The sequence below is a fragment of the Sphingosinicella sp. genome, from assembly GCF_041916975.1.
Classification (GTDB): Bacteria; Pseudomonadota; Alphaproteobacteria; order Sphingomonadales; family Sphingomonadaceae; genus Sphingosinicella.
Genome location: NZ_JAYRYK010000001.1, coordinates 2,155,769 through 2,178,756 on the forward strand (window position 1 = coordinate 2,155,769; position 22,988 = coordinate 2,178,756).

25 protein-coding genes and 2 tRNA genes are annotated in these 22,988 nt (G+C 66.1%); 17 read left to right on the forward strand and 10 right to left on the reverse strand.

Going from position 1 to position 22,988, the window contains the following annotated elements; all coding sequences use genetic code 11:
• Positions 1-171 precede the first annotated feature (171 nt).
• The 4 genes from ACE3TJ_RS10225 to ACE3TJ_RS10240 form a co-directional block, all read right to left on the reverse strand.
• Positions 172-720: a hypothetical protein gene (locus ACE3TJ_RS10225; protein WP_293779545.1), complete on the reverse strand. Its 549-nt coding sequence runs from the start codon at positions 718-720 to the stop codon at positions 172-174.
• A 62-nt stretch (positions 721-782) separates the two neighbouring features.
• Positions 783-956, reverse strand: a complete 174-nt coding sequence (locus tag ACE3TJ_RS10230) for a helix-turn-helix domain-containing protein (RefSeq protein WP_293779547.1) — start codon at positions 954-956, stop codon at positions 783-785.
• A 170-nt stretch (positions 957-1,126) separates the two neighbouring features.
• A complete protein-coding gene (locus tag ACE3TJ_RS10235) occupies positions 1,127-1,981 on the reverse strand; it encodes a hypothetical protein (RefSeq protein WP_293779549.1) in 855 nt (284 codons plus the stop codon).
• Positions 1,982-2,173: 192 nt separating this feature from the next.
• Positions 2,174-2,248: transfer RNA gene (locus tag ACE3TJ_RS10240), tRNA-Gly, on the reverse strand.
• 159 nt (positions 2,249-2,407) lie between these two features.
• On the opposite strand from ACE3TJ_RS10240, the gene ACE3TJ_RS10245 reads away from it, so the two are divergent.
• The 3 genes from ACE3TJ_RS10245 to ACE3TJ_RS10255 are packed head-to-tail and all read left to right on the forward strand — an operon-like array spanning position 2,408 to position 4,130.
• A complete protein-coding gene (locus ACE3TJ_RS10245; protein WP_374595959.1) occupies positions 2,408-3,313 on the forward strand; it encodes a tetratricopeptide repeat protein in 906 nt (301 codons plus the stop codon).
• Positions 3,310-3,945, forward strand: a complete 636-nt coding sequence (locus tag ACE3TJ_RS10250; protein ID WP_374595960.1) for an LON peptidase substrate-binding domain-containing protein — start codon at positions 3,310-3,312, stop codon at positions 3,943-3,945. Before ACE3TJ_RS10245 ends, ACE3TJ_RS10250 begins: the two co-directional genes overlap by 4 nt.
• Entirely contained in the window at positions 3,942-4,130 is a 189-nt protein-coding gene (locus ACE3TJ_RS10255; RefSeq protein WP_293779555.1) for a Trm112 family protein, read from the forward strand. The genes ACE3TJ_RS10250 and ACE3TJ_RS10255 overlap by 4 nt, the downstream gene beginning before the upstream one ends.
• Positions 4,131-4,396: 266 nt before the next feature.
• On the opposite strand, the gene ACE3TJ_RS10260 is transcribed toward ACE3TJ_RS10255, so the two are convergent.
• Positions 4,397-5,614, reverse strand: coding sequence for a UbiH/UbiF/VisC/COQ6 family ubiquinone biosynthesis hydroxylase (locus tag ACE3TJ_RS10260; RefSeq protein WP_374595961.1), 1,218 nt, complete (start codon positions 5,612-5,614; stop codon positions 4,397-4,399).
• A 341-nt stretch (positions 5,615-5,955) separates the two neighbouring features.
• Between ACE3TJ_RS10260 and ACE3TJ_RS10265 the strand changes: the two genes are divergently transcribed.
• The 5 genes from ACE3TJ_RS10265 (at position 5,956) to ACE3TJ_RS10285 (ending at position 11,569) form a co-directional block, all read left to right on the forward strand.
• A complete protein-coding gene (locus ACE3TJ_RS10265; protein WP_374595962.1) occupies positions 5,956-8,277 on the forward strand; it encodes a DNA translocase FtsK 4TM domain-containing protein in 2,322 nt (773 codons plus the stop codon).
• Between the two features lie 94 nt (positions 8,278-8,371).
• Positions 8,372-8,974 (forward strand): outer membrane lipoprotein carrier protein LolA, encoded by a 603-nt coding sequence (locus ACE3TJ_RS10270; protein WP_374595963.1) that lies wholly within the window; start codon positions 8,372-8,374, stop codon positions 8,972-8,974.
• Positions 8,975-9,219: 245 nt separating this feature from the next.
• Positions 9,220-10,011: an exodeoxyribonuclease III gene (gene xth, locus ACE3TJ_RS10275; protein ID WP_374595964.1), complete on the forward strand. Its 792-nt coding sequence runs from the start codon at positions 9,220-9,222 to the stop codon at positions 10,009-10,011.
• The gene (gene ribA / locus ACE3TJ_RS10280; RefSeq protein WP_374595965.1) at positions 10,008-11,069 is read left to right on the forward strand and encodes a GTP cyclohydrolase II; all 1,062 of its coding nucleotides are present in this window, start codon (positions 10,008-10,010) and stop codon (positions 11,067-11,069) included. Before xth ends, ribA begins: the two co-directional genes overlap by 4 nt.
• Complete coding sequence (locus ACE3TJ_RS10285) at positions 11,066-11,569, forward strand: L,D-transpeptidase (protein ID WP_374595966.1); 504 nt, start codon at positions 11,066-11,068, stop codon at positions 11,567-11,569. Before ribA ends, ACE3TJ_RS10285 begins: the two co-directional genes overlap by 4 nt.
• 9 nt (positions 11,570-11,578) lie before the next feature.
• Here ACE3TJ_RS10285 and ACE3TJ_RS10290 read toward each other — a convergent pair whose 3' ends face one another.
• The gene (locus ACE3TJ_RS10290) at positions 11,579-12,622 is read right to left on the reverse strand and encodes a trans-acting enoyl reductase family protein (RefSeq protein WP_374595967.1); all 1,044 of its coding nucleotides are present in this window, start codon (positions 12,620-12,622) and stop codon (positions 11,579-11,581) included.
• 10 nt (positions 12,623-12,632) lie between these two features.
• Positions 12,633-13,295 (reverse strand): YggS family pyridoxal phosphate-dependent enzyme, encoded by a 663-nt coding sequence (locus ACE3TJ_RS10295; protein ID WP_374595968.1) that lies wholly within the window; start codon positions 13,293-13,295, stop codon positions 12,633-12,635.
• A gap of 22 nt (positions 13,296-13,317) precedes the next feature.
• On the opposite strand from ACE3TJ_RS10295, the gene ACE3TJ_RS10300 reads away from it, so the two are divergent.
• Positions 13,318-13,857: a thiamine phosphate synthase gene (locus ACE3TJ_RS10300; RefSeq protein ID WP_374595969.1), complete on the forward strand. Its 540-nt coding sequence runs from the start codon at positions 13,318-13,320 to the stop codon at positions 13,855-13,857.
• A gap of 44 nt (positions 13,858-13,901) precedes the next feature.
• Here ACE3TJ_RS10300 and ACE3TJ_RS10305 read toward each other — a convergent pair whose 3' ends face one another.
• Positions 13,902-14,687, reverse strand: a complete 786-nt coding sequence (locus ACE3TJ_RS10305) for a porin (protein WP_374595970.1) — start codon at positions 14,685-14,687, stop codon at positions 13,902-13,904.
• Positions 14,688-14,910: 223 nt separating this feature from the next.
• Between ACE3TJ_RS10305 and ACE3TJ_RS10310 the strand changes: the two genes are divergently transcribed.
• The 4 genes from ACE3TJ_RS10310 to holA are packed head-to-tail and all read left to right on the forward strand — an operon-like array spanning position 14,911 to position 19,395.
• Positions 14,911-15,345 (forward strand): DUF3576 domain-containing protein, encoded by a 435-nt coding sequence (locus tag ACE3TJ_RS10310; RefSeq protein WP_374595971.1) that lies wholly within the window; start codon positions 14,911-14,913, stop codon positions 15,343-15,345.
• Between the two features lie 6 nt (positions 15,346-15,351).
• Complete coding sequence (gene leuS / locus ACE3TJ_RS10315) at positions 15,352-17,859, forward strand: leucine--tRNA ligase (protein WP_374595972.1); 2,508 nt, start codon at positions 15,352-15,354, stop codon at positions 17,857-17,859.
• Positions 17,856-18,344 (forward strand): LPS assembly lipoprotein LptE, encoded by a 489-nt coding sequence (gene lptE / locus ACE3TJ_RS10320; RefSeq protein ID WP_374595973.1) that lies wholly within the window; start codon positions 17,856-17,858, stop codon positions 18,342-18,344. Before leuS ends, lptE begins: the two co-directional genes overlap by 4 nt.
• 7 nt (positions 18,345-18,351) lie before the next feature.
• Positions 18,352-19,395, forward strand: coding sequence for a DNA polymerase III subunit delta (gene holA, locus ACE3TJ_RS10325; RefSeq protein WP_374595974.1), 1,044 nt, complete (start codon positions 18,352-18,354; stop codon positions 19,393-19,395).
• Positions 19,396-19,432: 37 nt separating this feature from the next.
• Here the strand turns inward: holA and ACE3TJ_RS10330 are convergent, their stop codons facing one another.
• Positions 19,433-19,615 (reverse strand): hypothetical protein, encoded by a 183-nt coding sequence (locus ACE3TJ_RS10330; RefSeq protein ID WP_374595975.1) that lies wholly within the window; start codon positions 19,613-19,615, stop codon positions 19,433-19,435.
• 490 nt (positions 19,616-20,105) lie between these two features.
• A complete protein-coding gene (locus ACE3TJ_RS10335; RefSeq protein ID WP_374595976.1) occupies positions 20,106-20,561 on the reverse strand; it encodes a hypothetical protein in 456 nt (151 codons plus the stop codon).
• 159 nt (positions 20,562-20,720) lie between these two features.
• On the opposite strand from ACE3TJ_RS10335, the gene ACE3TJ_RS10340 reads away from it, so the two are divergent.
• The 4 genes from ACE3TJ_RS10340 to rarD all read left to right on the forward strand — a co-directional run bounded on the left by ACE3TJ_RS10340 (position 20,721) and on the right by rarD (position 22,987).
• Positions 20,721-20,797 (forward strand) — tRNA-Arg (locus tag ACE3TJ_RS10340).
• A 239-nt stretch (positions 20,798-21,036) separates the two neighbouring features.
• Positions 21,037-21,519 carry a UPF0262 family protein gene (locus tag ACE3TJ_RS10345; RefSeq protein ID WP_374595977.1) on the forward strand — a complete coding sequence of 161 codons (483 nt, stop codon included), beginning with the start codon at positions 21,037-21,039 and terminating at the stop codon, positions 21,517-21,519.
• A gap of 27 nt (positions 21,520-21,546) precedes the next feature.
• On the forward strand, positions 21,547-22,101 hold the full coding sequence (dcd, locus tag ACE3TJ_RS10350; RefSeq protein WP_374595978.1) for a dCTP deaminase: 555 nt from the start codon (positions 21,547-21,549) through the stop codon (positions 22,099-22,101).
• Positions 22,102-22,105: 4 nt separating this feature from the next.
• Positions 22,106-22,987, forward strand: a complete 882-nt coding sequence (gene rarD, locus ACE3TJ_RS10355; RefSeq protein WP_374595979.1) for an EamA family transporter RarD — start codon at positions 22,106-22,108, stop codon at positions 22,985-22,987.
• Position 22,988 lies beyond the last annotated feature (1 nt).

The following is a 22,988-nucleotide window of genomic DNA, read 5'->3' on the forward strand; positions in this document are numbered from 1 at the left end:
AAACGCCGCGCAAATGCGAGGGTCTGCCGATCCGCCGAAGGCGCGCACTCTCGGCGCACTCTCAAAAAACGGCGGAAAAGCGGGATGCACACGTGCGTGAGGTGTGTATCCAAATTGCGGGCTCGATGCGCAGCATCGCGGCCCTGCAACGCTGCCCTTTGCGTGACGGGGTCAGACATGATGCGGGCCTTTCGCATCATCGACGGCGGGTCGGCTTATCCGCTCCTGCCGCGCCGCCCAGGCCGCGATCATCGCCTTCGCGACGCGGTCGGCCTCACGGCGATCGAACTCCACCGGGACTGCCGGGTGGGCACGGCGACTGCGATCGGCAAGCCATGCCCGAATGGCCCGTTCGACCGCGCCTTGCATATGACCGTGCAACGCCTCGGCCTCGAACGGATCAAGGTGCGCGGTCACGCCGGGACTGAGGATCAGCCCGCCTAGCGGAAACGGATGATCCCCGACCCATTGGCTGGGGCCATCGATCCGGCAGAAGCTGGTGGTTCCGTGATAAAGGGCGAGAGGCGGCCGCTCCGCCCGGTGCCAGTCTATCAGCGCGGTGCGGTAGGTCTCGCCGTCGTCGTCATCGGCGATAAGCTTTCGGACGAGCGGACGGACGTAAGCCGCGGTGCGCCGATTGGCGATGAAGTGCAGACTGATTCGCTCAGGCGCACCTAGAAGGCGGCCGAACCAGCCAAAGGCTTTACGGAATACGCACACGATTCGACCTCAGCCGATGATGTGGAGGGGAAAGGCGCGGGCTACGCATCGTCACGCGAGCGTCAGCTTGAGCGATGCACCTCGGTAAGCCGAGCAATCGATTCGGTCGTTATCAGCGTCCGCGTTCCGATTTTGAGCGCGTCGATCTGACCGGTCTTGATGAGTTTGTAGATGGTGCTGCGGCCGACACCGAGCGCTCTGGCGGTCCGGTTTATCGAGTATGCGATCTCATCCATGGTCGCCTCCGTTGGGTGCCGCGATGCGGCGGACGACCCGATCATTCGCGTCTAAGCGCCGGTGGTTCCATCGGTGTGCTAATGCGTGGGGAGACCGCCAGATTTGGCGATCACGCGGTAACAATCAAAATTGGAAGTCGTGGATTTCCGCCATTCCTCGGGAATGGCGGCTAGGATTTCGTGGCGCGATTTTTCGCGATCACGTCCAATATCTGCTTGGCATAGAGGCTCAGCTGGGTTTCACTGGGCGCTGGCCCGCGCCGGCTATGATACCAGTCCTCCAAAAGTGCGACGATCTGCTTTTGGTTGCCGCGTTTTCCGATCTGGAGAGCCCGGACGGATGGATGTTCGATCAGCGACATGACAGCATCCGTATAATCATATGTTTTCGGAGCCCCCGTACGATTGGGTCTGGCCTTCGCGCTTGTAATGAGTTGATCGATATCGGCTTCCAGAAACAATTCGCGCGCGAACCAGAATCCAGTGGGCCCGAACAGCGCGTCGCGGAGAGTGCTGCTCTTGGACACGTGTGCCGCGCGCAGACTGCCAAAGAAATAGCGCTCGTCCACATAGCAGCGCGTGCCGTTGCGCAAGCGATAGAAGGCCCGCGGGGTCGATTCGAGCTGAAGGACGGCAAACAGGCGTTCGAGGTTCCGCGCCGCAGGATCATCAGCATCGGCATAAACAGGCTTCTGCGGCGCAGATGCTTTCAAGCCACCATACTGGAAGGAACGCCACAAAGCGAGAATAGCCATAAGCAGGGCGAAGCATGCCAAGCCCACAATAAGAGCAACTTCGGCGCCAGGCGTCTCGCTGGCGACCAGAAAAAGCCCGGGAATAAGCGTAATCCCAGTTGTCAAAATTGCGACGGCAAATGCAACCAACAAGATGGCGTATCTCTTCCGAATAATACGGGAGGCATCCGCTGTAATACGGTCAAGCTCGGTGAGACCCGCTTGCTCATTGATGTTTATGAAGCGGGCAGCAACTATACGAAGCGGCAATACGTCCTTGCGGTCGTCCACGAGTTACCCCTCACGAGACGATCACATTGCCCTGTTCGCCGCGCATGTACAAACACTTGCTTAAGCATCAAACGCTGGGACGCAGTGGAACCTGCGCTTCCGAGCGTGGTAGCCTGGTGGTAGCCCGAGAGTTGACACGTGATTCGCGAGTCACGCCGAAGGCGTCTAAGCGATTGTAATCACTTGAAAAACTGGAGCGGGCGAAGGGATTCGAACCCTCGACCCCAACCTTGGCAAGGTTGTGCTCTACCCCTGAGCTACGCCCGCTCGAACGTATGCGGAGGCTTGGCTCCGCCAGAGGTCGCGGCTGCTAGCATGAGCGCGGCGAAAAGCGCAAGCGGATTCGCGATTGGGGTTGGACGGGGTGCGCGCACTTCCCATATGAACGCCGGGAACCAACCCTATCTTTCGAAAAGGGCACGCATCTTGGCCACTCTCAGCACCCCCGAATCCGAGCGGGCTTCGATCGAGGCCTTCAAGCGCGACGTGATCGAGCCTTCGATGACCTCGCTTGTCATCCTCGATTTCTATGCGGATTGGTGCGGCCCCTGCAAACAGCTCGCGCCCGTTCTCGAAAAGGTCGCGACGGACTATGCGGCGCGCGGCGTGAAGCTGGTGAAGATCGATGTCGACAAGAACCAGATGATCGCTTCGCAATTCCGCGTGCAGTCGATCCCCACGGTCTATGCGTTCTTCCAGGGCCAGCCGGTCGCGGACCTGACGCCCGCACGCACCGAGCGCGAGCTTGCCGCCTTCCTCGACCAGATCCTGCCGCAGCTGCCGATCGGTGCAGCGGACGGGCATGACAAATCGCTGGCCGCCTATGCCGAAGCCGCTGCTGCGGCGCTCGACGCCGGCGACTTCGCGCAGGCCGAGCAGATTTACACCGCGCTGCGCGCCGAAGAGCCCGAGCAGGAACCGCACGCGATCGGCCTTGCCCGCGCGCTCGCCGGGCTCGACCGGATCGATGAGGCCGAAGCGGCGCTTGGCGCCGTTGCCGCCGACAGCAAGGCGCCGGGGCTGGCGCAGGTGCGCGCTGCGATCGAGATGGCAAAGAAGCGCGTTCCCGCCAGTGCTCTTGCCCCGCTGGAAAGCGCGCTCGCCGCGAACCCGGATGACCATGCGAAACGGCTGGAGCTTGCCGCCGCGCTTGCCGCGAACGGCGAACGCGATGCTGCGGCCGAGCACCTGTTCGAGGTGATGCGCCGCGAGCCCGGCTGGAACGACAATGCAGCGCGCGCGCAGCTTTTGAAGCTGTTCGAAGCGATCGGTCTTGAAGACCCGTGGGTGAACGCCGCCCGCCGCAAGCTTTCGGCGCTGCTGTTCTCGTGAGCGGTTTCGGTGCCAGCGCGCTGCCGGAGGTGATCCCGGTGTTTCCGCTGGAAAACGCGATCGTGCTGCCGCGCGGACAGCTGCCGCTCAACATCTTCGAGCCGCGCTACCTCGCGATGGTGAAAACCGCGATGGGCGGCGACCGGCTGATCGGCATGATCCAGCCCAAGGAAGATGGCAGCCTGTTCGAGATCGGCGGGCTCGGCCGCATCACGCAGTTTACCGATCCCGAAAACGGGCGACTGCTGATCGTGCTGACCGGCGTCACGCGGTTCCGCATCGCCGGAGAGCTCGACGTGGAAACGCCCTATCGGCAGGTGCGTGCCGACTACCGGGATTTCATCGAGGACTTTCAGGCGCCGCAGCCGATGGCGGCGGTGCTGCGCGCCGACCTTGAAACGACGCTGCGCACCTATCTCGATACGCAGAACCTCTCGGCGGACTGGGAGGCGGTTTCGGGCGCGGACGACGAATCGCTGGTGAACACGCTCGCCGCCGTCTGCCCGTTCGACGTGGCGGAAAAACAGGCGCTGCTGGAAGCGAAGACCGTGCCGATCCGCGCCGCAACACTCTGCGCGCTGATGACGCTCGCGCAGCCCGGCGCCGAAAATGGTTCAGGACTGGTGCATTGAGCCGCGATGTCGATCCGCGGCTGCTCGCGATCCTTGTGTGTCCGCTCACCAAGGCGCCGCTCAGCTATGATCGCGAGCGCCAGGAACTCGTCAGCAAGGCGGCGGGGCTCGCCTATCCTGTACGCGACGGTGTGCCGGTGATGGTGATCGAGGAAGCCCGCGAACTCGGCGAGGACGAGAGTTAGAGCCTGTCCTGTTCAGTTTGAGGCATCGTGATTGCGTTTCCGCATTCGTCCGGCAAGGAGCGTGGTGCGGCGCGTAGCAGAGCTACGCGCAAGCCGCGCGACGCCGTCCGGCGGGCGCGGTAACGCAACCGCGAAGCGGCGGGCGGAAATGGGCGCATGGGGGCGTCGCTCGTCGGTCACGATGCCTCTGCATCGCTCCCTCCTCGCTCCTACCCATGCACCCATTTCCGCTCCGTCACGACGCCTCAAACTGAACAGGACAGGCTCTAAGGCAGATCGCCGCGCAGCAGCGACGGCAGATCGCCCGACGCACCGCGCGCCTCCGCCATGAAGAAGCGCTTGAGCGGCGGCAGACGGTGCACACCGGCAAGACCGAGGCGGCGGATCGTTGCCGCAGGGCGTCCGGGGATCGCGAACAGCTTGTTGAGCACATCGGTCGCGCCCATCACCGACATGCTGTCGAAACCCCGCCAGCGCTGATAGCGCGCGAGCACCTGCGGATCGCCGAGATCGAGCCCGAGCCGCACGGCCTCCGCCAGCACGTCTGCCAGCGCGGCCGAATCGCGGAGGCCGAGATTGAGACCCTGGCCAGCGATGGGATGCATACCGTGCGCACTGTCGCCCACGAGGATCAGGCGGCGATCCGTGTAACGCTCGGCATGATGGAAGCCGAGCGGGAAGGAGCTGGGCTTCGCGGCGAGCCGAATGTTGCCGAGGAAACCGCCCATGCGCTTGTCGATCTCGGCGACGAAGGCACGTTCCGGCAGCGCCAGCGTGGCGGCGGCATCGCGCTCGCTCACGGTCCACACAATCGCCGAGCGCGTGCCCGGCAGCATCGGCAGCACCGCGAACGGCCCGGCCGGATAGAACAGCTCGAACGCGACGTTCCCGTGCGGCACGTCGTGCTCGATCATGCCGACGATCGCGGTCTGGTGATAGCTCCACGCCGCGATGCGAATGCCCGTATCCTCGCGGATTTTCGAACGGCGACCGTCCGCGGCGATGAGAAGCGGCGCGGTGAGCGTGTCGCCGCTTGCGAGACGCACGGTGACGCCCGCCTCTGCACGTTCGATCGCGGCGGCGGCATCGGGCGCATAGACGTCGATGTGGGGGGAAGCCGCCCCGGCCGCGACCAGGGCCATGCGCAGGTGGCGGTTTTCGAACATATAGCCGAGGGGCTCGCCGGACGCGTCGCCGGTGCCGTCGAAATGGAGGTGCAGCGGCGAGAGGCCGTCCGTGACACGAATCTCGCGGATCGGGCAGCCTTTCGATTCAAGCTCGCCATCGAGGCCGAGCGCGGCGAGCATCCGCCACGTCGCACTGGCGATCGCCGAGGCGCGGCCGTCGAAACCTGCCGCGAGTGTCGCGTCGAGATCAGCGCTGTCGATGACGGCGGAACGGATGCCGGAGGCGGCGAGCGCAAGCGCCGTCGTCATGCCGACGAGGCCGCCGCCGATGATGATCGTATCGTGGGTGTGCCGCATGGCCGGACCCTAGCTGCACATCGCATCGTGCGAAAGAGCATGACGAATGCCCAATTTTGAGGCGTGTGCTTTGGTGCGCCTATTTATTGGGCATTTAACAATCCAGAATCCGCGAAACCTCGCCATTCCGCGCTTGGCACGGATTTTGAAGAGGCTTCGGCGAGACGCATTTCGCGTCTCTGCTCGCTCGGGAACCTGGATTTTTCAGGACCGTTCCTGTCGGCCGGCTTCACCGCCGGCCGACTTTTTCTTGACCCCGGCGCCCCACGGACTCAATCTTAGGCATGTTCGCGGGATGTTCCGCGCGACAGTTGCATTGAAAACGGGGTCGGCAAAGGGTCATGGCGCGCGGGGCAGCAGGCAAATCGACGGCGATCATGCCGCAAAGCTGGGTGGTGGCGCTGGAGCGCGCGGCCGTCGTGGCAGGCGGCGGCGTGCTCGTCATGCTCGCGCTGGCGCTGACGCTGGCATTCGCCAGCTACGACAGCACCGATCCCTCCTTCAACCGCGCCACGATCACTGCGCCGCAGAACTGGCTTGGCTATACCGGCGCCTACGTATCCGACCTGCTGCTGCAGCTCGCGGGGCTTGCGAGCCTGCTTGTCGTGCCGGTCGTCGCGCTCTTCGGCGTGCGGCTGATCCAGCGGCGCGGTCTCGACGGTTGGCGGCGACAACTTGCCGCGACGCTCGGTGCGGTGCTGCTCGCCGCGGCCGCGCTGGCGCTGCCGGGGCGCGACCTCCTCGGCGATCTTCCGGCGGGTGCCGGAGGCATCGCCGGGCTTCTGCTCGGCCGCATACCGGAAGCCGCCGCGGGCCTGCTGCCGCCGGACGTGAGCCCCGCCGCTGTGACGGCACCGATCGGCGTGCTGCTCGGGCTCGGGGCGATCGCCCTTTTCTTCTACGCGCTCGGTATCAGCCGCGAAGATATCGCTGCGCTCCGCACGCGCCTTGCCGAACGCAGCAGCGAGCGTGCCGAAGCGCCGCAGCCGCGCGCCACACCTCGCGCGCAGCCGCGCCGGGAAGCGCCGCGTGATGCCGAGACCGTGCCGGAAACCGCCGCCGCGCCGACCAAGCGTATCGTCACGCCCGAGAAGAAGGCCGCACCCTCCAAGCGCGAGGCGCGCGAGAAGCAGTCGCGGCTCGATCTGCGCGATTCCTTCCAGCTGCCGCCGCTGTCGCTGCTGTCGCCGCCGCCGAAGACCACCGCGCGCAAGATCGATGCGGCGAGCCTTGAACAGAACGCGCGCCTGCTCGAATCGGTGCTCGACGACTTCGGCGTGAAGGGCGAGATCGTGGAGGTGCGCCCCGGCCCGGTCGTCACCATGTATGAGCTGGAGCCCGCCGCGGGCATCAAGGCGAGCCGCGTGATCGGCCTTGCCGACGATATCGCGCGCTCGATGTCCGCGCTTTCGGCGCGCATCGCCGTCGTGCCCGGCCGCAACGTAATCGGCATCGAGCTGCCGAACGTGAAGCGCGAAACGGTGTCGCTTTCGGAAATGCTCTCTTCGGATGCGTTCGAAACGCAGTCTGCCGCGCTCCCCATCGTGCTTGGCAAGGACATCGCGGGCGATCCCGTCGTCGCCGACCTTGCGCCGATGCCGCACCTCCTCATCGCGGGCACCACCGGCTCGGGCAAGTCCGTGGGCCTCAACGCCATGATCCTCTCGCTGCTCTACCGGCTCAGCCCGCGCGAGTGCAAAATGATCATGATCGATCCGAAGATGCTGGAGCTTTCCGTCTACGATGGCATCCCGCACCTGCTCTCGCCCGTCGTCACCGAACCTCCGAAGGCGATTCGCGCTTTGAAGTGGGCTGTGGAGCAGATGGAGGACCGCTACCGGATGATGGCGTCGGTCAACGTCCGCTCGCTTTCCGGCTTCAACTCGCGGGTGAAGGAAGCGCGGGCCAAGGGTGAGCCGTTCGTGCGGCGCGTGCACACCGGCTACGACAGCGAGACGGGCCAGCCGATCTACGAGACCGAGACGCTGGAGTTCGACACGCTGCCGCTGATCGTCGTTGTTGTCGACGAGCTTGCCGATCTGATGATGACCGCGGGCAAGGAGGTCGAGTTCCTGATCCAGCGCCTTGCGCAGAAGGCGCGCGCGGCAGGCATCCACCTCATCATGGCGACGCAGCGGCCTTCTGTCGACGTCATCACCGGCGTCATCAAGGCGAACCTGCCGACGCGCATCAGCTTCTCGGTCACCTCCAAGATCGATTCGCGCACAATCCTCGGCGAGCAGGGCGCCGAGCAGCTTTTGGGCAAGGGCGACATGCTCTACATGCCCGGCGGCAAGCAGATCGCGCGCGTGCACGGGCCCTTCGTGTCGGACGAGGAGGTCGAGCGCGTCGCGATACACTGGCGCGCGCAAGGCGCCCCCGAATATGTCGCCGCCGTCACCGAGGAGCCCGAAGGCTCTGACGGCCAGTTCGGCCTGCCGATCGACGAGGACGACGCCGAAGCCGGCCTCTACCGCCGCGCCATCCAGGTGGTCGCCGAAAGCCAGAAGGCCTCCACCTCCTATCTCCAGCGGCAATTGCGCGTCGGCTACAACAACGCCGCGCGCCTCATCGAGCGCATGGAGAAGGACGGCTACGTCGGCACCCCCGACCATGTCGGCCGCCGCGAGGTGCTGATCGACCCGGACGGGAACCGGATCTGACGGCGGCTTGCCGGTTCAACGCGGGTTCAAGCGCGATACGGCAACGTGCGCCCGCATTTGCCGCACCTTCGCGTCGGCGCTATCAGGACTCGCGATGAAAAAAGCCCTTCTTGCCTTTGCCTTCACACTCGGCCTTTCGGCGCCGGCCGCCGCTTCGATCCCCGAAGTGAGCGCGCATCTTGCTGCAACGCGGACGATGACGGCGGATTTCCGGCAGACCGCCGAGAGCGGCGCGGTCGCGACCGGTAAACTCACGCTAGCGCGGCCGGGGAAGGTGCGTTTTCAGTATCAGAAGGAGGTGCCGCTGCTGGTGGTCGCGGACGGGCGCAACCTCACCATGATCGACTATCAGGTGTCCCAGGTCTCACGCTATCCGATCAAGCAGACGCCGCTTTCGGTGCTGCTCGATGCCAATGCCGATCTTACGCGCTACGCCCGAATCGTCTCCTCGACACCGAAGGCGCTGACCGTGGAGGCGAAGGACAGGAAGCATCCCGAATACGGCGTGATCACCATTTTCTTCGAGCGCGACCGGACCGCGCCCGGCGGCCTTGAACTCAAAGGCTGGCGCGTGCTCGATGCGCAGGGCAACACCACGCGTGTCGATCTTTCCAACATCGCCTTCAACGTGCCGGTGAGCGACAACGCCTTCCGCTACCGCGATCCGCGCCCGCGCAACCGCCCCGGCAGCCGATAGGCGGGGATTCGGAGGCGGAACGGTCGAATTTGCTGACCAAGCGTCGCGCCGTTCATTGAAGCGACAGGATCGGCCCCTTAAATTGTCATCAGTCGGCTGGTGTTCGGGATTTGCCCCCTGTTGCCCGGACCCGCCGCCGACTTGCGTGACGAGCGCAAAAAGGGCCCCCGTCTTCACCTTGAAGGCGGGGGCCTACGCATTTCTGAGCCTTTGCGTTGGCGCCCGGCCTTGCTAAGCCGCTCGGCATGTCCCGTCTCAAGATCGCCAGCTGGAATATCAACTCCGTCCGCATCCGCCTGCCCATCATCGCGCAGCTGGTGAAGGACGAATCGCCCGACATCATCTGCCTGCAGGAAACCAAGGCGCAGAACGCGGACTTCCCGCTCGCCGCGATCCAGCGCATGGGCTACCCGCACATGATTCTGAACGGCCAGCGGATGCACCACGGCGTCGCCATCCTTTCGAAGCAGCCGCTCGTGGAGGAGCGCCGGTTCGACTGGCAGGACAATGGCGAGGCGCGCCACATCGGCGTGCGGCTGCCGAACGGTATCCTCCTTGAAAACGTCTATGTGCCCGCAGGCGGCGATATCCCCGACCGCACGCTGAACCCGAAGTTCGGACAGAAGCTGGATTTCGTGCAGCGCATGACGCGCTGGTCCGAATCCCTGCGCGATCCCACGATCATCCTCGGTGATTTCAACATCGCGCCGCTCGAATGCGACGTGTGGAGCCACAAGGCGCTGCTCGACGTCGTCAGCCACACGCCGATCGAGGTGGAGGCACTGACCGGCCTGATGCAGAGCCACGACTGGGTGGACGTGGCGCGCACGCTCGTGCCCGCGCCGCAGCGGCTCTACACGTGGTGGAGCTATCGCAACAAGGACCACACGGTGAACGACCGCGGCCGGCGGCTCGACCATGTGTGGGTCTCGCCCGCGATGAAGGACTCGCTCGCCGGCTTCCGTGTGCTGGAACCCGCACGGAGCTGGGAGAAGCCATCCGATCACGTTCCCCTGATCGCGGAGTTCGCGCTTTGACCAGCGCGGTGCAGAGCGCCGAACGTGCCATCGACGCGCTCAGGCGCGGTCACCCCGTGCAGGTGACGGACGGCGAGGCGGCAATCACCGTGCTCGCCATCGAGCTTGCCGATCCCGAATCGCTTGCAGCGTTTGAAGGCGGCGCGCGCGCAAACGTGCTGCTCACCGACAAGCGCGCCGCCTTTCTGGGCCTCGGCAACCAGCTCGCCGCAGCGGGGATGCAGGCCGTGCTGATCGAACGCACGCCGTGGCTCGACCTCGATACCGCACGTGCGGTCGCCGATCCGGTGCTCGACCTTGCAACGCCGATGAAGGGCCCGTTCCGTAGCCTGCCGCCAGGGCGCATCGAACGCGCCGGCCGCGCCGCGCTGAGCCTTGCCAAGCACGCTGGACTGCTGCCCGCGCTGTTCGTGATCGAGGGCGGCGCGGCGGATGACGTCGTGGCGACGGCGGACATCGAACACTTCGCGGAAACCGGCGCGCTGAAGCTCGTCAGCCGCGCGCGACTACCGATCAAGGTGCACGAGAAGACCGAGATCGTCGCTTTCCGCCTACCGGGCGGGCCGGAGCATCTCGCGCTACTGATCGGCGATCCCTACGGCACCACGCCCCTCGTGCGCCTGCACAGCTCGTGTCTCACCGGCGATCTGCTCGGCTCGCTGAAGTGCGATTGCGGAGATCAGCTCCACGCCGCGCTGCACGCGATCGCTGAGTCCGGCGGCGGCATCCTCCTCTATCTCCAGCAGGAGGGGCGCGGCATCGGCCTCATCAACAAGCTGCGTGCCTATGCGCTGCAGGACCAGGGCTTCGATACGGTGGACGCCAACCTCCGCCTTGGCTTCGAGATCGACGAACGCGAGTTCGCGCTTGCCGCGAACATGCTGAAGGCGCTCGGCTTCGGCACCATCCGCCTGCTCACCAACAACCCCGCCAAGGTCGCGGGACTTGAGGCGGAGGGCATCACCGTTGCCGAGCGGCTGCCGCTCAAGGCCGGTGAAGGCGCGCATAACGAGGCCTACCTGCGCACCAAGCGCGACCGCACCGGGCACATGCTGTGAGCGCCATCCGCGTCGATGCTGCCACACGCACGCTGACGGCGTTCGGCAAGACCATCCCGTGCCTGATCGGCAAGGCGGGTGCGACGGACGCGGCGGACAAGCGCGAAGGTGACGCCATGACGCCGCGTGGCACCTACGCCATTCGCGCATTGCTGGTACGCCCCGACAAGCTCGCCGCCCCGAACACGCGGCTGCCATGGCGCTGGCTGCACCCCAGCGACGGCTGGTCCGACGACGTGCACGACCCTGCCTACAATCGCCCGGTGCGGCATCCGCACGCCTTTTCGGCTGAGCATCTGTGGCGCGATGACAGTCTCTACGACCTCATCGTCATCCTCGGCCATAACGACACGCCGCCGGTGCCGGGCATGGGCAGCGCGATCTTCCTGCACTGCACGGCAGCGAAGGATTTCACGCAAGGGTGCGTGGCAATTCCGCGTGACACGCTGCTGGCGATCGTGGAGCGACTTGTCCCCGGCGAGGTGATCGAGATCGTCTGAAGCCTGCGCCTACGACAGATCCCGGCGTTTGACGCCGCTGAAGCCGAGGATGAAATCGGGGCCGAACGCGCTGGAGGGTGTGTGGAAGCCCGGCGCGACCTCCCCGCCGTGGATGCGACGGGCGATCTCGACAGCGGTGAGTGCGGTAAGCGTGTAGCCCTCGGGGGTTTCGAGCTGGCTGACAGCGCGGTTTCCTTCGGCATCCGCCGCATGGCCGACGAGCACGCTGCGCCCCCGGCCCCGTGCAGCCGCATCTGGGCCGGGCGGCATCCGATCGATGGCGCGACCCGCGAGCCAGCGGCCCGGGGCGCTGGCGATCAGCGACCGGAGCAGGCGCGGCATCCCGAGCGCGCGTTCGAGCGGCGGGCTTGCTTCAAAGAAAACGCGGATGTCGGGGATGCCGGTGGAATGCCAGGCGGTCGAAACGTCTCCCCAGCTCACGCCTATAGTGGGCTTCAGGCCGCGTCCGAAATCGGCTGTGCCGCGCGGCACCTCGGAGAGTTCGACGATGGCCCCGCCCTCGCGCACGCGGGTGCCCGCCGCCATGCCTTCCAGCATCGTGCGTGTCGTCCCCCGGCTCGCTTCGTTGAGGCCGCCGATGACGAGATCGAGCGAAACCGCGCCGGGCAGGCGACGTTTCAGGTGTGCCGCGAGGCAATCCGACGGCACGACGTCAAACCCCGCACCGGGGAGCACGGCAATTCCCGCGGCCTTCGCTTCGGCATCGCGGGCGGCGAGCGCTTCGAACACATCGATCTCGCCGGTGATGTCGATGTAGTGCGCGCGCGCCGCGAGGCAGGCCTCGAGCATCGGCGCCGACGTGCGTGAAAACGGCCCGGCGAGGTGCAGCACCGTGCCGATACCCGAAAGCTCGGAAACATCGCCCTTGAGGTCGAAGACGCGCGAAGGAAGGCCGGTTTCGTCGGCGAGCGCTTCGACCGCCTGACGGTTACGCCCCGCCAAAACCGGCTTCAATCCGCGTGCGAGTGCGCGCTCCACCACCAGCCGGCCCGTGTAGCCGTTTGCGCCGTAAATGAGGATGTCGCCGCCCATAAGGGGCAGCCTAGTGCGTTTCGCGTGTTCCGAACAGTGCCGAGCCGACGCGCACGTGCGTAGCACCGAGTTCCACGGCGGTTTCGAAATCCGACGACATGCCCATGCTGAGCCCGGAGAGCCCGTGGCGCGCGGCGAGTTTCGCGAGCAGCGCGAAATAGGGCGCGGGCTCCTTGTCGGCGGGCGGCACGCACATCAGCCCGGCGAGCGGGATCTCTGCCGCGCGGGCTTCAGCGAGAAGCTTGGGAAGATCATCGATGGCGACGCCGCCTTTCTGCGGCTCGTCGCCGATGTTCACCTGCGCGAAGCAGGGTACCCGGCGGCCCGATACGGCCATGGCCTTCGCGAGCGCGGCGACGAGTGAAGACCGGTCGAGCGAATGGATGACGTCAAATAACGCGACCGCCTCAGCCGCCTTGTTGGACTGCAGCTGACCGACGAGGTGGAGCTCTACGCCGGGGAACGCATCACGGAGCGTGGGCCATTTCGCCGCCGCTTCCTGCACGCGGTTCTCCCCGAACACGCGCTGGCCGGCTTCGAGGAGAGGACGGATATCCTCGGCACCGAAGGTCTTGGAAATTGCAACCAGCGTAACGTCCGGTTTCCGGCCTGCGAGCTTCGCGGCCTTTTCGATGCGGGTGTGAATGTCGGCGAGTGTCTCGGCAGCGGTCATGCGCTTCCCTATAGAGAGGGGGATGCGCCGCCGCCACTCCCAGCACCTGCCTGAAACCTGGCTCTTCACCGATCCGCGCATGGGAGAGGCGCTGTGGGACGCGATTCACCAACTGCCGCGCGGCAGCGGCATCGTGCTGCGGCACTACGATGCAGCGGATCGCTCGGTCATTGCGCGGCGCGCGGCAAAACTCGCGCGGCGATACGGGCACGTGCTGATGGTGGCTGGAGATGTCCGGCTCGCGCGGGCCGTGGGTGCGGCGGGAGTGCATATGTCGGACGGCGGACGCCCAGTGCGTGACGTCATAACGGCAGCGTCACATGATCGCGCCGGGCTCGTGCGGGCACGGCGTGCGGGAGCGAGCCTCGTGTTCCTCTCACCCGTGTTTCCGACGCGCTCGCACCCCGGCGCCCGAACGCTCGGCGCGCTCCGGTTCGGACTGACGGGGCGTGGAACCGGGATCGCCGTCGCAGCGCTCGGCGGCATGACCCCCAAGCGCTACGCACGGATGCAAGCCCTCGGTGCACAGGCATGGGGCGCGATCGACGCTTGGAATAAGTGAAGCCCACTGTTTGCAGCCCAGAACGGGCGAAACAGGAGCCGATTCTAGAAGCTGAAGGAGGTGCCGAGGTAAACCGCGCCGGCTTCGCCGTCGGTGCCGAGGCGTTCGCCACTACGCAGCAGGTAGCGGCCCGAGGGATCCGGTTCCGACAGCTGGTAACGCACACCGCCGATGACCGAGAGGCGCGGGTTCAGCGCATAGGCGCCGCCGAGTTCGACCGTGTAGCGCTTGTCGAGGCTGAGCGGGTTCACCCAGCCGTCGGCATCGCGTTCGGCGTTCAGCTGAAGCGCTGTCTTCCAGCGGCTGCCGCGATAGGAGAGACCGAGATCGACGCCTTCGCGCTCGTCGCTGAGCACGCTGGCGATCTTGCTGTAGCCGCCGGTGAGCGCGAAGCCCCGGAGCGCCACGGACACGTCGAAGTTGTAGGCCGTCGCCGCTTCGGTTTCAGCCGGACGCGCAGTTTCCGGCGCAGCCGCGCGGACGACGCGCGACGTGACGCCAAGCGCCAGCGCCTTGTTGTCGCGGCTCTTGCCCGAGGGCGTGAAGCGGAACGTGCGCTCCTGCGAAGCCCCGGCAACACCGGCGCGGCGCGCATTGTCGAGCATCGGCGGCGTGAAGGAGCCGAGCGTTTCGGCCTTCAGCGGCGTCACCACACCTGCGGTGGTCGTAAGCTTGCGGCGGGTTTCGGAACCCTTTGCGGCAGCGGCCTTGTCGGCAGCAACCTTCTCGATCGGCTTCTTCGAAGAGGCGGCGGCGGGAAGCGCGCACAGCATCAGGCTCGCGGAAACCGCGACCAGTGCGTTTGCTGCGTATGTCCCAACCCGAATCATAACCCCCGCGCTTCTGTCGCGTGCCTGTGACAACTACGTGACAGAACTACAGATTCCTCCGCACGAATCCGAGTCCGAATCGCTCGTTTGGCGGCGACCGGCCGGGTTCGTTCGAACCTGTTGCAACATCTCAACAGCGAATGCAACGCGAAGAGGGGCTATGCGCCCCCGAAAGCGCTGCCTATAACGGCCGCCGAGCAAGCCTGATGGAGCGGAAATCCACGTGAAGACGAGTGTACGCATTACGGGTCTGGCGATCGCGCTGGCCCTGCTCGCCGCCTGCGGAGGCAAGAAGGACGCGCCGCGCGCCGACCTCGCCGCCGCGACGACGACGACGATCGGCGTCAATTCCTACCTCTGGCGGGCAAGCCTTGAAACGCTGGCGTTCATGCCGATGGCGCAGGTCGATTCGAACGGCGGCGTCATCGTGACGGACTGGTATGCCAATCCGCAGGCGCCCGGCGAACGCGTGAAGGTCACCGTCTACATCCTCGACCGCGAACTGCGCGCCGATGCGCTCCGCGTTGCCGCCGTCCGCCAGCAGCAGCAGGGCGGCAACTGGATCGACGCGCCGGTGCGCGCCGGCACTGTGCAGAAGCTCGAGGAAACCATCCTCGCCCGCGCCCGCGACATCCGCAGGGCCGTGTATCAGGGCTAAAGGCCGATGACGCGATTCAACCCCGCGGTCGCCGACGGCCGCTGGCAACGCATTTGGGACGAGCGCCAGGCCTTCGCGGCCGACAGCGCGTCCGAAAAGCCCAAGACCTATGTGCTGGAGATGTTCCCGTATCCGTCGGGGCGTCTGCACATGGGCCATGTGCGCAACTACACGATGGGCGACGTGATCGCGCGCTTCCGCCGCGCGCGCGGCTTTGAGGTGCTGCACCCGATGGGCTGGGACGCCTTCGGCATGCCCGCCGAGAACGCCGCCTTCGAGAAGAAGACGCACCCGGAAAGCTGGACGCGGCAGAACATCGCTGCGATGCGCGAGCAGTTCCGCAGCCTCGGCTTCGCGCTCGACTGGAGCCGCGAGTTCGCGACCTGCGACGCCGAATATTACGGTCACGAGCAGGCGCTGTTCCTGAAGATGTACGAGGCGGGCCTCGTCTATCGCAAGGAAAGCTACGTCAACTGGGACCCGGTCGACATGACCGTGCTCGCCAACGAGCAGGTGATCGACGGCAAGGGCTGGCGTTCCGGCGCGCCCGTGGAACGCCGCCTGCTCAGCCAGTGGTTCCTGAAGATCACCGCCTTTGCCGACGATCTGCTCGACGGGCTTTCCGGCCTCGATCAGTGGCCGGACAAGGTGCGGCTGATGCAGGAGAACTGGATCGGCCGCAGCCGGGGCCTGAAGTTCCGCTTCGCGATCGAAGGCCGCGAGGATGGGCTCGACGTGTTCACGACGCGGCCCGACACGCTGTTTGGCGCAAGCTTCGCAGCGATTGCCGCCGACCATCCGCTCGCTGCCGAGCTTGCTGCGAAGGATGCGGGGCTTGCCGCCTTCATCGAGGAGTGCCGCAAGACCGGTACCTCCGCTGAGGCGATCGAGACCGCCGAGAAGAAGGGCTACGACACGGGCCTCCGCGTCGTGCATCCGCTCGACCCGACGTGGACGCTGCCGATCTTCGCGGCGAACTTCGTGTTGATGGAGTACGGCACCGGCGCCATCTTCGGCTGCCCGGCGCACGATCAGCGCGACCTTGATTTCGCGCGCAAGTATCAGCTGCCGGTGACGCGCGTTGTCGGCGATGCCGAGGAGCCGATCGGGGACGAGGCGTATGTCGGGCCCGGTCGTCTGGTGCACTCTGGGTTCCTGACGGGCATGGAGGTCGATGACGCCATTGCCGCGGTGATCACGCGCGCCGAGGGCGAGGGCTGGGGCGAGGGGACGACGCAGTTCCGGCTTCGCGACTGGGGCGTTTCGCGCCAGCGCTATTGGGGCACACCGATCCCAGTGATCCACTGCGGGGCGTGCGGTGTGGTGCCGGTGCCGGACGACCAGCTACCGGTACGCCTGCCTGCCGACGTCACCTTCGAGACGCCGGGCAATCCGCTGGAGCACCACCCCACGTGGAAGAACGCCGACTGCCCCAAGTGCGGCAAGCCGGCGCGGCGCGAGACCGATACGCTTGATACGTTCGCGGATTCGAGCTGGTACTTCATCCGCTTCGCGAGCCAGCCGAAGGACAAGGCGTTCGATCGCGGAGAGGCGGAAAGCTGGCTGCCGGTCGACCAGTATATCGGCGGTGTCGAGCACGCGATCCTGCACCTGCTGTACGCACGCTTCTGGACACGCGCGCTCAAGGCCTGCGGGCTCATCGACCTCGACGAGCCGTTCCGGCAGCTCTTCACACAGGGCATGGTGACGCACGAGACGTATCGTGCCGCCGACGGCCGCTGGCTGCTGCCGAGCGAAGTGGAACGGCGCGACAATTCGCTCTTCGAGATGGGCGGCGGACCGGTGACGGTCGGCCGCGTCGAGAAGATGTCGAAATCGAAGAAGAACACCGTCGATCCCTCGCCGATCCTCGATCAGTACGGCGCCGATGCCGTGCGCTGGTTCGTGCTCTCCGATTCCCCGGCCGAGCGCGACCTGCAGTGGACCGAGGCGGGCATCGAGGGCGCGTGGCGCTTCGTGCAGCGCGTGTGGCGCCTGGTGAACGAGACCAAGGACGATGCCGGGAAAAGCGACGCCGGCGAGGACGAAGCGCTGACCCGCGCGGCGCATGTCGCCATCGACGGCATTACCGCCGACATCGAGGCACTGCGTTTCAACAAGGCGGTCGCCAAGAGCTATGAGCTTGCCGCCGCGATCGAGAAGGCTGCGCCGTCTTCCGCGCGCCGCCACGCGGTGAAAACGCTCGTGCAGCTCGTTTCGCCCGCGATGCCGCACCTTGCCGAAGAGGCATGGGAAGCGCTCGGCGAAGCCGGGCTTGCCGTGGACGCTGTGTGGCCCGAAGCCGACCCCGCGATGCTCGCGCAGGACACGGTGACGATCGCCATCCAGGTAAACGGCAAGCTGCGCGACGAAGTTGAAGCCGCGAAGGGCGCGACGCGCGAGGACATGGAAGCGCTGGTCTTGACCCGCGAGAAGGTGCAGCGTGCGCTGGATGGCAAAATCCCGCGCAAGGTGATCGTGGTGCCCGACCGGCTCGTGAACATCGTCGCATGAAACGCGCCGCCGCCCTGCTGCTCTTGCTGATGGCGGGCTGCGGGCTGCAACCGGTCTATTCGGGCGGCAGCCAGGGGCCGGGCGCGACGATCCTGACCGGAATCGACGTGCCGGTGATCCCGGAAAAATCGGGCTATCTGGTGCGGCAGGCGCTGCTCGACCGTTTGCCCGACGCGAGCGGCGAGCGGCGCTACAAGCTGATCGTGAAGCTCGACGACAGCATCAGCGGCTTCGGTGTGCGCGGCGACGATTCGATCTCGCGCGAACGGCGCCAGCTGCGCGCGCGCTGGCAGCTGGTTGAAGACGCGAGCGGCGCCGTGCTGATCGATGCCGCCGCGCGGTCCGACGCGGGCATCGACATCGTGAGCTCCGAATATGCCGTGATCGCGGCGGAAAACGCAGCGCTCGAGCGGCTTTCCGAAGAGATCGCCCAGCAGATCATCGCGCGCGTCGCGCTGTTCGCGCGCAGCGAAGCGGCCCGGTGAAGGCGGCGTGAAGGCGGCCGATCGCAAGGCGATCGACGCGGCGCTGGCGCGCTTCGACCCGAACACCCGCCTGGTTCTGCTTTACGGCCCCGACGAGGCGCAGGCGCGTGAGATCGCGGACAAGTTTACGACGCTGCTTGCCCCTGCAGACGACCCGATGGGCCGCATCGATTTCGATGCCACCGCGCTCGCGGGCGATCCCGCGAGGCTTGCCGATGAAGCCGCCGCGGTTTCGATGTTCGGCGACCGCCGCCTGATCCGCGTGGACGGCGCGGGCGACAATTGCACCGCCGCAGTCGAGGCCCTGCTGACCGCGCCCGCCGCAGGCAATCCCGTCGTGATGGTGGGAACCGGGAGCCTGAAGGCGACATCCTCGCTCATCAAGACGGCGGCCGCATCGCCGCTTGCCATCGTCGCGCAGTGCTTCGTGCCCGATGGCCGCGAGGCGGTGGACATGGTGATCGATGCCTGCGCGCGGCACGGCCTCAAGCCCTCACGCGAGGCGGCGGAGGCGCTTGCGGCCGGCTTCGGCGCCGAGCGCGGCGTGCTGGCCCGCGAACTCGAAAAGCTCGCGCTCTACCTCGATGCCGCGCCGGACCGGGTGCGCGCACTCGAAATGGAAACGCTCGCCGAACTCGGCGCGGCGATGGCCGAATCGGATTTCGACGCGCTGGTGAACGCGGTCGCGGACGGCAATTCCGCCGAGGCCGAAGTGCAGGCGGCAAAACTCGGCCGCAACGGCATTGTCGGGATTCCGCAACTGCGCGCGGTGGCGCGGCGGCTGACGCTGCTCGGCGAGCTCAGACGCACGATCGACAGCGGGCGCAGCGCGAAGGAAGCTGTGGAAGCCGCGCGGCCACCGATCTTCTGGAAAGCGCGCGACCGCATCGCGCGTCAGGCTTCGGCGTGGAACGCGCCGGCGCTGCGCAACGGCCTTTCGCGCCTGCTGGACGCGGAGCGCCAGATCAAATCGCCGGGTGCGGCAAGTCCTGAACTGCTGACGTCGCGCGCGCTGCTTGCGGTCGCGCATCTGGCACGGCGGCGGCGCTGAGACGAGGTACCCCGAAACGATCCTGTCGGCGCTCGGTCTATTGGCGCCCGGAAACGAACGTCGCGAGCCGCAGCAAACCCCGATCGACCACGGCCTGATCAAGGGGACGTTCGAGTTCTTTCAGCAGATCCTCCAGATCCATGTTCTGCAGGTCCGGACGTTGCCCTGGCTGGGAGGAGGCCCCCCTGCCATGTGTGCTGCCGGTGTCCTTTTCGGCCATCTTGTTTTCCACCTCGGCGCTCGCGGCCCCCATCAGGCAGGTACGATGCACCGTTTTTCTTAATGTTCCCTCACGGCGCTGAACGCACGGCGGGAGATTCGGGTCCACGCCGATGCGACCGTGTGCGACTGCGTTGCAAGCCTGCATCACAGGGCTGCCGCGCGTCAACGGCGCGCACAAACGAAAAGCCGCCCGGCCCGGCGGGGTGCACGGACCGGGCGGCGATCAAGGCCAGGGCGCACGGGGGACTTGGCGCCGCGGCCCTTTCGGGCACCGTTGGAGCACTTGGATCGCCGCGGGGGCGGCAGTGTGCCCTTCTTTCAGCAGACCGCCCGGCGGGAACGGAGAGGAACCAGGGGACGAACCGTTGGCTGATCAGTCTGCAGGCACAGCTTTAGGGTCAGGATCGTAAACAAGTCGTAAACGACACACGTATAAGTTGTGAAGGGCACGAAAAAAGTTGCGCCGGACGACTTTTCAGGAAGACGCGTTAGCGGCGGAGTGCCGAGCGAAGCCGGGCGAAGGCTTCGAGATGACGCGCCCGGTCGGCCTCTGCCGCCTCTCGCAGCGCTGCGCCGGATTCGGACCCTGCGAGCGCTTCGGCAACCTCCGCGAACGGTGCCGCCGCGCGTTCGAGCCGGCTGAGCTGAAGCTCCGCCGCCGCCCACGCGCTTTCACCCGCATCGGCGCGCGCCGCCACCGATACAGCGGTCCCCGCAACTTTCAGCTGATCGGCCCATGCACTGCGCGCCGCCGCAAGGCGTGCTTCAAGCGCGGGAAGATCGGGCGCGGGGATCGGGGCCGCCGTCACCGGCGGCGCGGCAACGCAGGGGCGCGCTCCGGCCGGCGCCGATTCGGCCGCGGGACCGCAGGGTGCGTTCGGCGAACCCGGCACGCGCGCCAGCGAGGGCCATTCACCGCCGCGGTCCGCACAGGCGCCGAGCATCAGGGAAACGGCCAGAAAAGCCGGGAAAGCAAGGTATCGCATCGGGGCGGGACGATAGAGGTGCCGCCCCTCAGCCGCAAGCACGCGCAAACGATCACAACAGTGCAAACACGGGCTTGAACACGATGCCGGAGGCGACTATGTAGCGCCCTCCCGTGCGCGCCCGTAGCTCAGCTGGATAGAGCATCAGACTACGAATCTGAGGGTCGGACGTTCGAATCGTTCCGGGCGCGCCAATTTTTCTTTTTTGATTGTCCCTCAAGCGCCGGGCGGGGTTGTTTGTTGCCCCCTCAAACGCCGGGCGGCGACATCCGTCGCCTTGGCTTCCTCGCATAAGCTCGGACGGCCAGTCGGCCTTGCGAACCCTTCGGGTTCGGGGGGCGTTCAGCCCTAAGACGTCCGGTGTTGCATCCGTTGCCTTGGCGGTGCCGATTTCGGGCTATCGTGTCGGCGCTTGCCCCGATAAAGCAGCGACATGGGCGATTACCGCATCATCGATGTCCAGCTCGACGACCGCACGATCCTGTGGCGGAGCGCCGATATCGAGCAGGAGCGGCGCGTTGCGATCTTCGATCTGCTCGAAGGCAACAGCTTCCGGCTGGTGACGACGCGGGGCGCCGCGTACGAGGGGCCTTACCGGATTCGCCTTCGCGTGGAGGACGGTCGGCTCGCCATCGATATCGCGGCCAGCGACGATACGCACATCGAGACGATCGTGCTCGCGCTTTCTCCGTTCCGCCGCGTGATCCGCGAATATTTCGCGGTCTGCGAAAGCTATTACCAGGCGATCCGGCAATCGACGGCGAGCCAGATCGAGACCGTCGACATGGCGCGGCGCGGTATCCACAACGCCGCCGCCGATACGCTGATCGAGCGGATGAGCGGCAAGATCGAAGTGGATTTCGATACCGCGCGGCGGCTATTCACACTGATCTGCGTGCTGCACATCCGCGGCTGACGCTGTCTTCTGGAAGGGCCGGGTTACATGGCGGTGATGTCCGACAAATGGATTCGCGGGCAGGCGCTTGAGAACGGCATGATCGAGCCGTTCGTGGACAGCCAGCGCCGTGAGGGCACGATCAGCTTCGGCCTTTCCTCTTATGGCTATGACGCGCGCGTCGCCGACGAATTCAAGATCTTCACCAATGTCGATTCGGCGGTGGTCGACCCGAAGAATTTCGATTCGAACAGCTTCGTCGACCGCAAGACCGACGTGTGCATCATCCCCCCCAATTCGTTCGCGCTTGCCCGCACGGTCGAATACTTCCGCGTGCCGCGCGACGTGCTCGTCATCTGCCTCGGCAAATCCACCTATGCGCGCTGCGGCATCATCGTGAACGTGACGCCATTGGAGCCCGGCTGGGAAGGCCACGTGACGCTGGAATTTTCGAACACCACGCCGCTGCCCGCGCGCATCTATGCGAACGAAGGCGCGTGCCAGTTCCTGTTCCTGCAGGGCAACGAGCCGTGCGAGACGAGCTATGCCGACCGGGCAGGGAAATACATGGGCCAGCGCGGCGTGACGCTGCCGCGGCTTTGAGGCCGTGACCGACGAACAGACGCGCCGCGGCCTAGCGGCGGGTGTCGGCGCTTTCCTGATCTGGGGCACGATGCCCCTCTACATTCACATGTTCGCAGGCATTCCAGCAGCGGACGTTCTGGCGCACCGCGTACTCTGGGCGTTCGTGCTGCTCGTCGCCGCCGTCGTCGCGTTAAGGAGCTGGCCCCGGCTCCGAATGGCAATGGCCGCGCCGCGTCTGATGTTGATGCTCGCCGCGAGCGGGGCGCTGATCGCGGTCAACTGGCTGATCTACACATGGGCGGTGCTGAACGACCGGGCGCTCGACACCAGCCTCGGCTATTTCATGCAGCCGCTGCTCAACGTCGCGATCGGTGTGCTGCTGCTGAAAGAAGCGTTCCCGCTTTCCAAACGCATCGCCGTCGCGCTGGCGGTCATCGGCGTCGGTATCGTTACCGTGGCGCACGGATCGCTGCCGTGGGTTTCGATCGGTCTTGCGCTCTCGTTCGGATTTTACGGGCTGATCCGCAAATATACGGCGGTTGATCCGGTGACGGGGTTGCTCCTGGAAACCGGGTGGCTGGCGCCTGTCGCGGCCTTGTGGCTGGCGATGGCGCCGCGCGATCTCTTCGGCTACGGCACAGCCATCGACATCGCGCTCGTCGGTTCGGGTCTCATCACCATCATACCGCTCGGCCTCTTTGGATATGCGGCGCGGCGGTTGCCGCTTTCGACCATCGGAATGCTTCAGTATCTGGGACCGTCGCTTGTCTTCCTCGCAGCGGTCTTCGTTCTCGGCGAACCGCTCGACATCGGGCGCCTCGCCGCTTTCGGCTGTATCTGGGCAGGCCTTGTCGTCTTCTCGATCGGCGGCTTACGTGCCGCTGCAAATCCCGCTAGACCATAAC

Bases quoted from the DNA above. Each gene is read 5' to 3' on its own strand.
- ACE3TJ_RS10295 (WP_374595968.1), bottom strand. From the start codon at position 13,295: ATGACCGCTGCCGAGACACTCGCCGACATTCACACCCGCATCGAAAAG.
- ACE3TJ_RS10265 (WP_374595962.1), top strand. From the start codon at position 5,956: ATGGCGCGCGGGGCAGCAGGCAAATCGACGGCGATCATGCCGCAAAGC.
- lptE (WP_374595973.1), top strand. From the start codon at position 17,856: ATGAAACGCGCCGCCGCCCTGCTGCTCTTGCTGATGGCGGGCTGCGGG.
- ACE3TJ_RS10270 (WP_374595963.1), top strand. From the start codon at position 8,372: ATGAAAAAAGCCCTTCTTGCCTTTGCCTTCACACTCGGCCTTTCGGCG.
- ACE3TJ_RS10260 (WP_374595961.1), bottom strand. From the start codon at position 5,614: ATGCGGCACACCCACGATACGATCATCATCGGCGGCGGCCTCGTCGGC.
- dcd (WP_374595978.1), top strand. From the start codon at position 21,547: ATGGCGGTGATGTCCGACAAATGGATTCGCGGGCAGGCGCTTGAGAAC.
- ACE3TJ_RS10290 (WP_374595967.1), bottom strand. From the start codon at position 12,622: ATGGGCGGCGACATCCTCATTTACGGCGCAAACGGCTACACGGGCCGG.
- ACE3TJ_RS10305 (WP_374595970.1), bottom strand. From the start codon at position 14,687: ATGATTCGGGTTGGGACATACGCAGCAAACGCACTGGTCGCGGTTTCC.
- ACE3TJ_RS10335 (WP_374595976.1), bottom strand. From the start codon at position 20,561: ATGCTCGGCGCCTGTGCGGACCGCGGCGGTGAATGGCCCTCGCTGGCG.
- ACE3TJ_RS10300 (WP_374595969.1), top strand. From the start codon at position 13,318: ATGCGCCGCCGCCACTCCCAGCACCTGCCTGAAACCTGGCTCTTCACC.
- xth (WP_374595964.1), top strand. From the start codon at position 9,220: ATGTCCCGTCTCAAGATCGCCAGCTGGAATATCAACTCCGTCCGCATC.
- ACE3TJ_RS10345 (WP_374595977.1), top strand. From the start codon at position 21,037: ATGGGCGATTACCGCATCATCGATGTCCAGCTCGACGACCGCACGATC.
- ACE3TJ_RS10230 (WP_293779547.1), bottom strand. From the start codon at position 956: ATGGATGAGATCGCATACTCGATAAACCGGACCGCCAGAGCGCTCGGT.
- ACE3TJ_RS10330 (WP_374595975.1), bottom strand. From the start codon at position 19,615: ATGGCCGAAAAGGACACCGGCAGCACACATGGCAGGGGGGCCTCCTCC.
- leuS (WP_374595972.1), top strand. From the start codon at position 15,352: ATGACGCGATTCAACCCCGCGGTCGCCGACGGCCGCTGGCAACGCATT.